9 protein-coding genes are annotated in these 13,578 nt (G+C 68.7%); 3 read left to right on the top strand and 6 right to left on the bottom strand.

Going from position 1 to position 13,578, the window contains the following annotated elements:
* Positions 1 to 172 precede the first annotated feature (172 nt).
* Together VKA86_10955 and VKA86_10950 are read left to right on the top strand one after the other, a co-directional pair.
* Positions 173 to 1,129, top strand: coding sequence for an ABC transporter substrate-binding protein (locus VKA86_10955; protein ID HKK71727.1), 957 nt, complete (start codon positions 173 to 175; stop codon positions 1,127 to 1,129).
* Positions 1,126 to 2,652 (top strand): sensor histidine kinase, encoded by a 1,527-nt coding sequence (locus tag VKA86_10950; GenBank protein HKK71726.1) that lies wholly within the window; start codon positions 1,126 to 1,128, stop codon positions 2,650 to 2,652. Before VKA86_10955 ends, VKA86_10950 begins: the two co-directional genes overlap by 4 nt.
* 50 nt (positions 2,653 to 2,702) lie before the next feature.
* Here VKA86_10950 and VKA86_10945 read toward each other — a convergent pair whose 3' ends face one another.
* From VKA86_10945 to VKA86_10935, 3 genes are all read right to left on the bottom strand, one after another.
* Positions 2,703 to 4,700: a PAS domain S-box protein gene (locus VKA86_10945; protein HKK71725.1), complete on the bottom strand. Its 1,998-nt coding sequence runs from the start codon at positions 4,698 to 4,700 to the stop codon at positions 2,703 to 2,705.
* Positions 4,701 to 4,893: 193 nt separating this feature from the next.
* A complete protein-coding gene (locus tag VKA86_10940) occupies positions 4,894 to 5,556 on the bottom strand; it encodes a response regulator transcription factor (protein HKK71724.1) in 663 nt (220 codons plus the stop codon).
* Positions 5,557 to 5,686: 130 nt separating this feature from the next.
* The gene (locus VKA86_10935; protein HKK71723.1) at positions 5,687 to 6,310 is read right to left on the bottom strand and encodes an HD domain-containing phosphohydrolase; all 624 of its coding nucleotides are present in this window, start codon (positions 6,308 to 6,310) and stop codon (positions 5,687 to 5,689) included.
* Positions 6,311 to 6,674: 364 nt separating this feature from the next.
* Between VKA86_10935 and VKA86_10930 the strand changes: the two genes are divergently transcribed.
* Positions 6,675 to 7,445, top strand: a complete 771-nt coding sequence (locus VKA86_10930) for a response regulator transcription factor (protein ID HKK71722.1) — start codon at positions 6,675 to 6,677, stop codon at positions 7,443 to 7,445.
* 1 nt (position 7,446) lies between these two features.
* Here the strand turns inward: VKA86_10930 and VKA86_10925 are convergent, their stop codons facing one another.
* From VKA86_10925 to VKA86_10915, 3 genes are all read right to left on the bottom strand, one after another.
* Positions 7,447 to 9,045, bottom strand: a complete 1,599-nt coding sequence (locus VKA86_10925; protein ID HKK71721.1) for an AbgT family transporter — start codon at positions 9,043 to 9,045, stop codon at positions 7,447 to 7,449.
* Positions 9,046 to 9,193: 148 nt separating this feature from the next.
* A complete protein-coding gene (locus VKA86_10920; GenBank protein HKK71720.1) occupies positions 9,194 to 11,392 on the bottom strand; it encodes an IPT/TIG domain-containing protein in 2,199 nt (732 codons plus the stop codon).
* A gap of 87 nt (positions 11,393 to 11,479) precedes the next feature.
* Positions 11,480 to 13,513, bottom strand: a complete 2,034-nt coding sequence (locus tag VKA86_10915; protein HKK71719.1) for a DUF2723 domain-containing protein — start codon at positions 13,511 to 13,513, stop codon at positions 11,480 to 11,482.
* Between the last annotated feature and the right edge of the window lie 65 nt (positions 13,514 to 13,578).

Raw genomic sequence — 13,578 nt, 5'->3', positions numbered from 1 at the left:
CCTGCGCGAGCGGATCGTGCAGTACAAGCGGGACCTGCACACCACGGTCATGGAGCGAGCCGCCCGCATGGCCGATCCCGACGGCGCCTGAGATCGGGAACGTCCCCATCCGAGGTCGAGGGTCGCCTCGGCTAGACGTCTGGACGAAACGGCGGGTTGAATCGTTGCCATCATGGCGTGTCGATTCCACCTCCTCGCGTCGCTGCTCCTCCTGACCGCGTGTACCGACCAGGAGGAGCCCGACCTTCGACTCGGTCTGCTCGACTGGCCGGGTGCCGAACCGGTGCATCTGGCGGGCGAGATCGACATCCTCGACGAGGATCGGATCGACTGCGTCGAATTCGAGAATCCCGCTGACCTCGCCAGTGCCTTTCGTCTCGGCGGCGTCGACGCGGCCTGTCTGACCGCCGACTTCGCGGTGGATCTGGCGCAGTCGATTCCCGAGCTGAACATCGTCTTCACCATCAGCCACTCGGTCGGTGCCGACCTGGTCCTGGCCAGAACGGAGATCGCGACCATGGCCGACCTTCGGGGCGGACGGATCGGGCTCGAGGTGAACCCTTCGAGTGCGCACGTCCTCGATGGGCTGCTGCGCCATGCGGATCTCGAGGTCGAGGACGTCGAGTTGGTCTCGGTGGACATCGCCGACCACCGACATGCCTTCGACGAGCACGATCTCGATGCCCTCGTCACCCATCAGCCCTACGCGCATCGCGCCATGACGCTGAACGGTTTGCACGTCGTCTTCGACTCGTCGGCGATTCCGTGGGAGATCGTCGACGTTCTCCTGACACGCAAGAGCGTTCTCGAGACGAAGGACCGAGTGTTCGATCACCTGATCGACGGCTGGACGGAAACACTCGACCGGATCGGCGCCGGGTCCGCGCGGCTCGTGGAGTTCGGGGCTCGACGGGGGCCGATATCGGAAGCGGAATACCGCCGGATGCTCGCCGACGTCGAGATCCTCGACGCCGAGGACAACCGCCGGCTCCTGGTGGAGCAACCGGAATCCATGATCGAGATCCTGGAACGCTGTGAGACGGTACTCCGGCGCTGGGGCATCGTCCGCCGTGATGTCGATCTGCAGCGCCTGCCCGATGGCCGCTTCTTCGACGGGCCCGCGCCGTGAACATCAGCTTTCGACACGCGATCCCCGTAGCACTCCTGCTGCTCCTGGTTCCCGTCCTGGGGATCCAGGCCTGGCTACACATGGATTCGGCGGACGAGCGGGTCGGAGTCCAGATGGCCGAGAAGGGCCGCGCCATGGGCGCTCCGACCACGGTGGCGATCGAGTCCTCGATCCGTCGTGGTGCGATCGACGGCGCGCGCCGGAATCTCGTGAGCTGCCGCGCGGATCCCGACCTGGAACGCGCCCTGGTCGTCGACCAGAACGGTGTCGTGCTCACCGCGGACGACCTCGCACTGGAAGGCGCACCTCTGGATTCCGTCCTCGACGGCGACCTCGTTCCGGTCGTCAGACGTGCAATGGAGACCCTGACGACGCAACACGCTCGCGACCGTGCCCGCGCGGAACTCCTCGTGGCCCTCCCCCTGCGGATGCACGACCCCGACGGCTCGTTCTTCTCCCGGCGGACCGCAGCCGTGGTGCTCGACTTCGACACGAGCCGCACCCGAGAGGCCGTCCGCCGCACGGCCGCGATCCAGTTCGCCGTCAGCGCCGCCGGCCACGTGGCCGCGATCGGCCTGCTGTGGGCATGGCTGAACCACGCGCTGCTCTCGCGCGTGCGGTTGGTCGTCGATCGACTACGGCGGCTGCGTCGCGGAGATCTCCGAGCCCGCATCGCCTTGCGAGGGGTCGACGAGATCTCGGTGATCGGGCGCGCCATCGACGGCATGGCCAACAGCCTGCAGACCAAGACCACCCGTCTCGAGGACACCGAAGACCATCTGCGCGACGCCCTCCGGGAGCAGCTGGACCTCGTGGAAGAGGTACGTCTTCTGTCGAGGCGGCTCAGCCGGAGCGCCGAACATGAACGGCAACGCATCGCGCGTGACCTCCACGACGACCTCGGCCAGGACATCACCGCGTTTCGATACCTGCTGGAGTCCCTGCGAGCGGAGATGGGCCCGAGTGCGTCGGAGAACGAGCGCGCCATCCTGACACAACTCGCTCGCACGTCGGTGCACATGACCGACAAGGTCCGTTCCATGCTGTCGGTCCTACGCCCGGCGGTGCTGCACGAGTTCGGCGTCGGTCCCGCCCTGGAGTCCCTGGGCGACCAGACGGCACGCATCACCGACGCGACACTGGAATTCCGGGGTGACGCCGGGCGTCTCGACCCGGACATCGAGATCGAGCTCTACCGGATCGCCCAGGAAGCCACACTGAATGCCGCAAAGCATTCCGGCGCGCACAACATCAGTGCGTCGTTCCGTCTCCGCGGCGACCGCTACGAGCTCGTCGTCAGCGATGACGGCCGGGGCTTCGGCACGGACGCCTCGCCCGCTCGTTCCAGACACGAGAACTGGGGACTGATCGGAATCCGTGAACGAGCCCGAGCCATCGGCGCAGAACTGCAGATCGAGTCCGATCCGGAGAGCGGAACCACCCTGCGCGTCGTCGGCCCGCGGCAGCCGATCCGGAAAGCCTCGGCCTCGGGCGATGAACCCGTCATACCCCAGGACGCCTGAACGCACGGCCCCGGCCATGCCTGCCGGAGTCGGAGTCCGAGGTATTGCGATCACACTGCGGTGAGGACTCCCGCGAGCGACTCGAGATCGACCGGCTCGCGCAGGACCGCGCGGAATCCAGCGGGCGGAGATCCCGCGGTCCCGTTCGAAGAGCGCAGGACCAGATCGACGTCGTCGGCAACGCCCAAGGCACTGGAAGCGAATTCAGGACTCGACGCGACGGACTCGTCGACGATCACCACGTCGACACGACGACCTTCGATCCGATGCGGATGAAATGATCCGCCGGCCACGATCTCGACCCGCGCTCCCAGCAGGGTGAGCGTTCGGAACAACACCGTGAGCGGGTGGTCCGGGTCCTCCACCAGCAAGACGCGGGGGCGTGCCTCGCGCACACAGGCCAACGCGTCGTCGAGTTCGTCGTCCGCAGATCCATCGAACGGTGGGGCCGCGGCCGAAGCCGTTAGGCAGAACTCGACGGCGAAACACGTGTGCTGGTCGGGACCCGAGTCCAGCGTGAGACGCCCGCCCATCCGCTCGACCAGTCCACGGACGATGGCCAGACCCAGCCCCAGCCCCTGCCGGTCTCGACTGGCGGAGCCGTCACGTTGCCGGAAGGGCTCGAAGATCCTCTCTACGTCCTCGGGCGCGACGCCGGACCCGTCGTCGCAGACCTCGAAGCGTACGTTCCAGGACCGACCCCGACGCCGGGCGACGGCCCTCAGGGTCATGTGCGCTCTCGCCGCGTCCACGGCGTTGTCGAGCAGGAGGCTGAGCAGGCGCTGCAGGAGGCCCGTGTCGCCCTCGACCATCGGGAGGTCCGGCGGAGAAACCTCGACCTGGAGCTCGACGCCTCGCGACGCGGCCAGCGGGCGATACAGTGACTCCATTCCTCGTACCAGCCCGTCGAGGGCGAAGGGCCTCGGACGAACGGTCAGATCGCCGGCTGCGATGTTCGCGTACTGCAGGACGTTGTCGAGCAGTCGCAGGAGCCGCTCGCCGGAGTCCTGCACGATCTGCAGGAGCTCGATCTGCTCGCGGTCCCGGAGACTCTCGCGAAGGGCCGACGCTGCCGTCAGCACACCGTTGAGCGGTGTCCGGATCTCGTGCCCCGTGTTCCGCAGGAACTCGTCCTTGGCACGGGTGGCGGCCTGCGCCTGGTGGGTGAGACGCTCGGCCCGCTCCAGGGCCAACTGCAGGGCCTCCGCATCGGCTCGGGCACGGTGCGTCATCGCGCGCATCCGGGCATCGATGTCGACGCGCTCGGTGATGTCGCGCTTCACTCCCATCCACCGGGTGTGATGGCCCAGAGCGTCGTACAGCGGCTGGACCTCGAGATCGATCCAGCGCTTGCGCCCGTCCTTCATGACGTTCAGCAGCTCTTCGTGGAAACCCTCGCCGGCATCCAGGCTGCGGCGCATGCGCTCGATGGTCTCGGCGTCGGTCTCCTCGCACTGGAGCAGGTCCCCGGGCTTGCGGCCCTTGGCTTCCTCGGCCGTGTATCCGGTCATGCGCGTGAACGCGGGGTTGCTCCAAAGCACCTTGCGATCGAGATCGGTGACGACCACGCCGTTGTCGGTCGCCTCGGCGATCGACGACAGCTCGTGCAGCCGCCCGTGGGTCTCGATCCGGCGGTCGGCATCGACGAAGGTCTCGAGCACCCCCCAGAGCTGCCCCTCGGCGTCGAGCAAGGGGCTGGCCGAGACCTCCAGCCACAACGGCTGGTCGGAGTCATCACGAAGCAAGCCCAGAACGGTGGGCTCGTGGACCGAGCCGTCGTCGAGCACCCCGAGCGCGGGCCGTTCGGACGGCGCCAGTTCACGCCCGGAGAGGTCGACGAGGACGGGGAAGCCGTCCTCCAGACGGAGGTCGTCCGAAGCACGCAGCGGGCGTTCGATCCCGAGGGTGCGGGCGGCGTATGCGTTGAGGGCCAGGATGCGACCCGTCGCGTCGATCAACAGGACCCCACGGCCGACGGTGTCGAGACCGAGGTTCACCATGTGCACGTATTCGTCCCGCGTCGGCGGGCTCGTCGGCCGATCGATCATCGTGGGTCCTCTGTCGTCCGGGAAGCCTGTGGGGTCCGTGGGGCGTGGATCGCCACGGTTCTTCCCGTCCGTTACAGTGTCGTCGAACTCGACGGGAGCACGATCGGCTCGTTGGTCGTGGCGGGAGTGGTGTGTGCGCCGTATCGCTCGTGGTGCGAGATCCTACAGACCGCGTCCTGCGGGACGGATCTACTCACTCCGAGACCGGTCGTTCGACGAAGAGCGTCGCCTGCCGCACCAGTTCACGGCCCGACTTCAGCGAGAGTTTCTGCTTCAGTCGCTCCCGGTAGGTCTGCACCGTCTTGGCACTGATGTTCAATCGCTCGGCGATCTCGTTGGTCCCGAATCCCTCTCCGAGCATGCGGAAGACCGTGAGTTCGCGATCGGTGAGGCGGCTCAGCAAGCCGGGATCGGTGACGTCGTGTCCCGAGGCCACTCGCATCACGAAGACCTGCTGCATCGACTCGCTCAGATGGATTCCGCCGTCGAGTACCCGCCGCACGGCCTCGACCAGTGCGGCCGGCTCCTCCGACTTCATCACGTATCCGCGCGCGCCGGCCCGGATCGCGCGCTCGGCGTAGGTCCGTTCGGCGTGCATGGACAGGACCAGGATCTTCAGATCCGGATACCGCGCAGCCGCGTCCTTGATCAACTCGAGCCCGTCGGCATCGGGAAGGGAGAGATCGACCACCGCGAGGTCGGGCTCGTGTTCCGCGAGCGCGCGGAAGAAGGCAGCGCCATCACCGGCCTGTTCGACCACCTCCATCCCGGGAACTCGCGCCAGCATCGCCGCCACGCCACTGCGCACCACCGCGTGGTCGTCGACCAGGACGATCTTCTTCGCTTCCTCTCCCATGCCGTGACTCCGTCGAGATGCAGGACCCGGCGCCCGGACGACCACCGCGCGTCCAAGGCTGGACCACAGGCGGTCCGGCGGCCGGGAGGGGCAGAATAGGGCGAGACGGACGGAAGATCGACCCTCACCTTCAGGCGACCGGGGTCGACTCCAGCGCCTCTTCGACACGCGCGTCGAGGACCTCGAAAGCGGCGTCCACCACCACGGCATCGTAGAGTCGCCCGGAACCGAGAGCCAATGCGTCGAAGACCTGGTGCAATTCACGCGCCGGCCGGTAGGGACGGCGGGACAGCATGGCGTCCGCGACGTCGGCCACGGCGAGCACACGCGCCTCGATCGACAACTGCGGAGCGATCAGGCCCTCGGGATATCCACTCCCGTCCAGTCGCTCGTGATGTTGCTTGACGATGTCACACATCCGATCGGGAAAGCCGATGTGGCGCAGCATCTGAGTTCCGAGCACCGCGTGCGACCGCACGTGCAGGGTCTCGCCGGGTCCGAGTTCGTCCGGACGCTGCAGCAGCGCGCTCGGTACACCGAGCTTCCCGACGTCGTGCAGGTAGCCGGCCCAGCCGAGCATCGCAATACTCTCGGCGCTCAGCTCCAGGCTTCGTCCGAGTTCGCGAACCAGTCGGGAAACCCTTTCCTGGTGGGCGAAGGTGTGGGAGTCGTGCACCGCCATGGCGGTGGCCAGACCCTCCATCGAGCACAGGAGTGCCCGGGGGAGCTCTGTGCAGGGGAATGCACCCTTCATGGCTCGTGCTCCATCGAATGCGCGGGGTCTGGGCGGAGTCGATGTCCGGTCGGTCTCGGACACGGCCCGCGAGCCTCCGGCTTCTGCGTGGGGCAGACGGCTGGAGACCATTCGAACGAACCAGACGCTACGTCGGCCGGAGCGAGATGTCTGTCCGAAGGATTCCTAGGAGCCCGTCAGGCACCCGCTCGTCGCGTCGTGCGGGCCTTGACCCGAAAATCGCCCCGCGTTGCGGGAACGTGATCGGTTGGACGGTGGGCATCGATTGGATGTCCATGCCGCCGTTCTGCTATCATCGCCGGCCACGATCGTCACGCGCTGCCCCGAGCGGGCGCACGAGCCACCGAGAGGAGTGAGGTGGACCGTGAAGGAGAACGAACGAAAGCAAGGATCGGGCAAGCTACACATACTGCTCATCGATGACCACGCCTTCTTCCACGTCGGCGTCTCCGCCTTCCTCGAGCAGGTCGACGGCCTCGCCGTGGTCGGCTCCGCGCGGTCTCCGCGCGAAGCCTTCGACGTGCTCGAGCGCGAGCCCGTGGACTTCGCACTCGTCGACATCTCGCTCGGCCGAGCCGATGGCCTGGAACTGGTCAAACAGATCGTTCCCCGCTGGCCACGCGTGCGCGTGATCATGCTCTCGATGCACGGCGAGCGGAACTACGCCGAGCGTGCACTCCGGGCCGGAGCGCGGGGATACGTGATGAAGAGCGAGCCCCCGGAGGTGCTGGTCGAAGCCATCCGCCGCATCGAGGCCGGTGGCGTGTACCTCAGCGACCGGCTCCAGTCCGAGATCGCCAGTCGCTTCTTCCACCACGATCCGACCGGTTCCGGATCTCCCGTGGAACAACTGACCGACCGCGAGCTCTCGGTGTTCCGCATGCTCGGCGAGGGACGGACCTCACGGGAGATCTCCGAGTGTCTGCACGTCGGCTTCAAGACCGTTCAGACCTATAGGGAACGGATCAAGACGAAGCTGGGGATCGGTTCGGCGAACGAACTCGTGCAGCAGGCGGTGCTCCACGTCCAGGCCGAAGCCGCCGGGAGTCCGCACCCGAGCGTCGAACCGAGCCATCGGACCGAGCCCGACCGGCCGCCCGGCGAGAGCCCGACCGAGAGAGACGACGAGCAGTAGATCATCCCGCCGGGTAGTGATGCGGCGACCCAGGCCCGACCGGCATCCCGAGCAGGAAGGTCCACACGTAGAAGAGGATCGTCCACGCCACGAGGAAGAACATCGAGTAGGGCAGCATCATGGCGATCATGGTGCCGATCCCGAGGTCCTTCTCGTAGCGCGCGGCCGACGCCAGGATCAACCCGAAGTAACTCATCATGGGCGTGATGATGTTCGTCGAAGAGTCGCCGATCCGATACGCCGCCTGGATCACCTCGGGACTGAAACCGATCAGCATGAGCATGGGCACGAAGATCGGTGCGGTGATCGCCCACTGCGCGCTCGCGCTGCCCAGCATGAGATTGACGAAGCCGCAGATCAGAATGAAGAAGACGAAGACCTCGGGTCCGGTCATGCCGACGTCGCGCAGGAACTGCGCACCCAACACCGCGGTGATGCTGCCGAGCTGGGTCCACCCGAACATGGCCACGAATTGTGCCGCGAAGAACACCAGCACGATGTACAGACCCATGCTGCTCATGGCTCCGGCCATGGCGTCGATCACGTCACGGTCGTTCTTCATCACGCCGGTCACGCGCCCGTAGACGAAACCGGGCACGATGAAGAACACGAAGATGAAGGCCACCACGCTCGACAGCAGCGGCGATCCGCCCGGACCGACCAGAAGACCCGTCTCGGGATTGCGCAACGGGGCGTTCTCGGGAACCGCCAGCGCGACGACGATCAGGTTGAGCGCGAGCAGGGTCGCCCCGGCCCAGGCCAGGCCCTTCCACTCGATACGCGTGAGGGGCTCGGCGGCCTTGGCGTCGCCGACGTCGTCGGCGGCCTTCGAGGCGTCGTAGGGCCCGAGCTTGGGCTCGACCAGCGAGAGACTCACCCACCCGGCGACGAGCGTGACCATGAAGGTGCTGATGGCCATGAAGAACCAGTTGGCCGCCGGGTTCACGGTGTAGTCGGGATCGAGCAACTGCGCCGAGGCCTCGGTGATCCCGGCGAGCAACGGATCGACCGTGCCGATGAACAGGTTGGCGCTGTAACCGCCCGAGACGCCGGCGAAGGCCGCGGCCATGCCCGCGAGCGGATGGCGACCGAGCGAGTGGTAGATCACGCCGGCCAGCGGCACGAGCACCACGTAGCCCATCTCCGAGGCCGTGTTCGACAGAACGCCGGCCAGCACGATGAAGTAGGTGACCAGCCGCCGCGGCGCGCGCAGCACCAGGGCCCGGATCGCCGCGCCCAACAGACCGGAGCGCTCGGCCACCCCCACCCCGAGCATGGCCACCAGCACCGTTCCCAGCGGCACGAAGTTCACGAAGTTGTCGACCAGGTTCTCGAGGATCCGCCGCAGGCCCTCGGCGTTGGTCAGGCTGATCACCTCGATGATCCCGTCGGCGGCGCGGCCGGCCGCGCCCTCGGGCCTCGGGTCGTCCACCTGCAGCCCCAGCGCCGCGGCGATGCCCGAGCCGCCGATCACGGCCAGGCAGAACAGCGCGAAGAGCGTGACCGGGTGCGGCAACAGGTTGCCGAGCCACTCGACGATGTCGAGGAAGCGCGTGAAGGCGGTGCGGCGCTCGCGCGCCGGGGGTTCGGTCTGGGGCATGCCGGGCCAAGGGGGGAGCGACGGGCGGCACAGGTCTCCGAAGGTATCGGTTCGGCGGGCCCGAAGCCAGGGGGAAGCCCCACATCCACGTGGGGGCGGCCCCGGCCGGGTACCGGGCGATCCGGCGTCGCCCGGCCGTGGGGGCCGTTCAGCGCATCAGGACCATGCGCCGCGCCTCCCGGAAGTCGGGGGCCTCGAGACGGTAGAAGTACACGCCCGACGCCAGCGGCCGTCCCAGGGCATCGGTACCGTCCCAGCCGAGAAGGATCCGGCCCGGTCCGGCCCGGTCCTCGATCTGCCGCACCATCCGGCCGCGGACGTCGAACACGGTGAGCACGTAGTCGCTCGCTCGAGGGAGGTCCATGGCGATCGTGGTCCGCGACGAGAACGGGTTCGGCTCGTTCGGATACAGGGCGAAGCGCGATGGCGAGGCGTCGACGCCGGTGGCCTGCTCGTAGGTGAAACCGTCGGGAAGGCTGGCCGCGGCCCCCGCCACGTCGACGAACACCCCGACGGGACCCGGCTGGGTCGCCTCGGGCAGCTCGGCGAGGAGCTGCCGGTCGTCGACGAATTGCACCGATCCCGACGACACGTCCCCGAAGGAGACCGTGCGCGGTGTGGTCCGGTCGACCCCGAAGTTCTCGCCGACGACGGTGATGATCGTCCCGCCCGCCATGGGCCCGCTGGCCGGAGTCAACGCGTCGATCCGCGGCGGCTCGATCGTCAGGGTCGCACACGAGCCCGAGACACCGTGGCTGACGACGCACACGGGGACCTCGCGACCGGGCAGCTGCGGCGGTGCGGTGACCAGGAGCTGCTCGTGGCCGATCCAGATCACGCCATCGGCCGCAACACCGTCGACCGTGACCGTCCGTGGGTCCGAGGCCCGCCCGAAGTTGCCGCCGCGGATGGTCAACGTGGTCCCACCGACCGCCGGCAGCGTCGCGGGTTCGAGCGACTCGACTTCGGGAGCACCGTAGCCGAAGGAACTGTCGTCGACCGCGACCGCGGCTGCGGCCGTGGTCACGCGGATCGAAGCCGGTCCCGGCGCGCCTTCCGGCACGGTGGCGACCACGTCGGTGTCGCTCCACAGCTGCACCGGTGCCGCCGACTGGTTCACCGCGACGGTGCCCGGTTCGGCACCGAAGCCCGATCCGATGATCGTCAGGGTCGTGCCACCGGAGGTCGGGGCGGTCGCGGGGATCACGTCACCGATCACGACCGAAGAGCGGTACTCGAAGGACACCGCGTTCGACGTCTCGGTCCCCGCCCGCACGAAGAATTCGACGGGGCCCGGCGCCCCTGCCGCCGGAAGCACCACCGTGGCCAGCTCGTGGTCGACGGGCTGGATCTCCGACGCCGGTGTCGACCCGAACAGCCATGTCCGCGGGGTCGACGCCGTCCCGAAGTTCCGACCGGCGACGGTGATGATGATCCCCCCGCCGACGGGTCCGGAGACCGGATCGATCGATTCGATCACGGGCGGATCGTAGCCGAACGTCGCAGGGCTCGACGTGGCCGACCCGTCGGCCGAGGTCACCGTGAGCGAGGTCTGTCCGGGCGAACCCTCCGGCGCGATGGCCTCGATGCGCGCATCGGTCCAGGTCGGCGTCTCGGCCGGCGCGCTCCCGAACTGCACCGTGCCCGGTGCCACCCCGAAGTCCCGCCCCTCGATGGTGATCGTGACGCCGCCCCTCGTGGGAGCGCTCGCGGGCCGCAGCGCATCGATCTGCGGGGTCGCCGCGACCACCGTGACGTCCACCGGATTCGACGCGGTCTCTCCGTTCACCACCAGCTCGACCGGCTGCGCCCCCGTCGCCGGCAGCGACGGGACGAGGATCTCGGCACGCACGTGCGGGACGAAGTCCTGTTCCTCGGCGACCACTCCGCCCACGGTCCACGTCCGCGACGCCGAGGCGCGCCCGAAGTTCCGGCCCGCGACCGTGAGCGTGATCCCGCCGCCGACCGGGGCCACGTCCGGCGCCACGCTCTCGAGCAGCAGGGGTCCATAGGGGAACGACACGGGAGCGGAACGCTGACCGTCCACGCCCTCGACCACGACGAGGTCCACGGTGCCGGGATCCGCCTCGGGCGTCGCGACCTCGATCGTCACGTCGGTCCAGTCCACGATCTGGCCCACTTGATCGCCGAAGAGGACCGCGTTGGCCCCGGTGGCGGTCCCGAAGCCCGAACCGGAGATCGTGATGATCCGCCCACCCGGTGTGGGCGCGTCGGCCGGAGACACCTGGTCGACACGGGGAGGGGGTGCGGTCTGGGCCTGGACGAGGGTGGGAACCGTCCAGAGGGTGACCGCGACGAGCACGGGACCCCGAAGGGAACGCAACATGCGGGACCTCGGTGTGGGAGACAGGGAACCGACGAAGCCTAGCAGCTGGTCGGAATCGAACTCAAGTACGACCGGTTCCGGCTCCGCTCACAGGCCACGGAGGACGCGGCGGGCCTCCTCGGCCCGGTCGCCCGACGTCTCCCGGCGCAGGAAGGCTTCGAGCAACCGGCGGGCCCGCACCGGATCGCGCAGCTCCGAACCGACGACGCTGGCCAGTCCGGCGGCACGCAGGAGATCTGTGGATGCCGCGTCGGGTCGTGCCACGAGGACGTCGAGGAACTCTTCGAGAGCGGCGATTCCCGGAACGCCTTCGCGCGTCCAAGTCCGCGCGAAGGGTTGGGACACGAGCAGACACGTTCGCGTGGCGAACTCGTCCAGCCGCCAGCGATCGGCGGCCTCGAAACCCCTCGGATCCTGTCTCCGGTACCAGCTGCGCCAGCGGAGATCGCCCATCAGGTCGAGGGCCACGCGCGCCTGCCGTTCCAACGTGGGCACGGCGTCACGAGGGACCACCTGCGACACGAGCCCCCGCGGGACGGTGGCGTAGCGCGCCGCGTAGCTGTCCTCCTTGACACCGACCACCGCGACCGGTCGACGTCCGTACAGGTGGTCGAACCAATGCACGTTCCACGAGGCAGGGTCGTCACCCGCGTAGCGATCGTCACGACCGAGCGGTTCGGGCAGCAGACCGGGATGCCGCTCGCGGGTGCGCCGCACACCCCAGCCGTAGGTGAGGATCTCCTGGTCGGCCCAGGCGAGGTCGGGCCGCCGGTCGCGGACACGGGTGACGACGGCCAGGCCGTTGTGGAAGAGGTCGCCCTGCACGAACAGAGCGCCACCCTCGGGCACCGAGACCACGACGTTCGCGATCAGGTCCTCCACGAAGGAGTTCTTGCTCTGGTCGACCGTGCGTCCGTGGTCGACCACGGGCCAGAGCACGGACACCGCGACCACACCGGCGGTCACGGTCCGGGGAGCGACGTCGGCGATCCGGGCCACCCCCAGTCCGGCGAGCAGGGCGACGATCATCGACGGCAGGACCCAGAAGCGCTCGACCACGCCCAGGTAGAGTGGCTCGGCCGGAAAACCGACGCGCGTGAAGAACCACGCCTGCAACCCGAGGAACCCGAGCACGACGGCGGCCATCGACTGCGAGGCGGTGCGCTCGGGGCCGGCGATCGCGCGACGCACGAGGACCGCCGCTCCGACGGCGGCCAGGAGCGCGGCGGGCGCCCCCGATTCGACGGGGATCGACCGCAGCCACAGGCCGACGTGCGAGACGTCGGCGACCAGTCCCGAGGACTCCGGCTCCAGGGAGAGGGTTCCGTAGTCTCTCCGCAGCAGGTGGTGCAGGAAACCGCGCGGATCGACGGGATCCCCCCACGCCAGGACGTCTCCGGCTCGCGCCCGGATCGGCAGCAGGAGCAGCGGGCTCGCACCGACGGCGGCACCCACCACCGCGTGTCCCACCAATCGCCACGGGGCCACGAGCCCGCGCGTCCGTCGCGCGATGCGCACGCTCGCGACCACGACCACCGGGACGGCCAGCAGCACCAGCGTGTGGTGGTGTGCGACCAGGAGTCCGCACACCAGGAAGATCGCGGTCCAGGGCCACACGGCACGTCGCCGGGGCGGTGCGGGACCGTGGTCCCCGGTGTCGACCAACAACGCGAACAGGCACGCGACGAGCGTCGCGGCGAGCAGACCGTTGAGCGCGAAGACCTCGGCGACGAGCGCCATCTTCCATACGGGTGCGGTGAACGCCCAGGCCAGCCCGGCGGCCAGTCCCGCGAGCGGCCGGCCCGTCCACCGCAGGACGGCCCCGGCCAGCACCCCCGACGCGAGCGCCTGGGCCACGGCCGACATCAGGTTCAGACTCCGAGCCGGATCCACGGGACCCAGAGCCGCCTGCCACACGTGTCCGAGCAGCGTGTACAGCGGATAGCCCGGAGGATGCGCGACCCCGAGTTCGTGCGCGACCGCGACCAGCTCACCCGAATCGCCGCCCGCGAGGCCCGGATGCGAGGTGCGCACGTAGACCACCAGGGCGATCAGGGCCGTCGTCCACGGGACGAGGCGGCGCACCGGGATCTTCTGCAGCCACGGGTGATGGGTGGTCATGGAATCCGGCGGGAACGAGGAAGGACGAGCATAGGTGGCCCACCGTCGCACGGGAAGGACGAGCC

The organism is Candidatus Krumholzibacteriia bacterium, assembly GCA_035268685.1.
Taxonomy (GTDB): domain Bacteria; phylum Krumholzibacteriota; class Krumholzibacteriia; order JAJRXK01; family JAJRXK01; genus JAJRXK01.
This window is presented reverse-complemented; position numbering and strand designations above follow the sequence as displayed.

What these genes read in the sequence shown, in the direction of transcription:
- VKA86_10920 (HKK71720.1), bottom strand. Translation starts at nt 11,392, where the DNA reads ATGTTGCGTTCCCTTCGGGGTCCCGTGCTCGTCGCGGTCACCCTCTGG.
- VKA86_10915 (HKK71719.1), bottom strand. Translation starts at nt 13,513, where the DNA reads ATGACCACCCATCACCCGTGGCTGCAGAAGATCCCGGTGCGCCGCCTC.
- VKA86_10925 (HKK71721.1), bottom strand. Translation starts at nt 9,045, where the DNA reads ATGCCCCAGACCGAACCCCCGGCGCGCGAGCGCCGCACCGCCTTCACG.
- VKA86_10935 (HKK71723.1), bottom strand. Translation starts at nt 6,310, where the DNA reads ATGAAGGGTGCATTCCCCTGCACAGAGCTCCCCCGGGCACTCCTGTGC.
- VKA86_10945 (HKK71725.1), bottom strand. Translation starts at nt 4,700, where the DNA reads ATGATCGATCGGCCGACGAGCCCGCCGACGCGGGACGAATACGTGCAC.
- VKA86_10940 (HKK71724.1), bottom strand. Translation starts at nt 5,556, where the DNA reads ATGGGAGAGGAAGCGAAGAAGATCGTCCTGGTCGACGACCACGCGGTG.
- VKA86_10955 (HKK71727.1), top strand. Translation starts at nt 173, where the DNA reads ATGGCGTGTCGATTCCACCTCCTCGCGTCGCTGCTCCTCCTGACCGCG.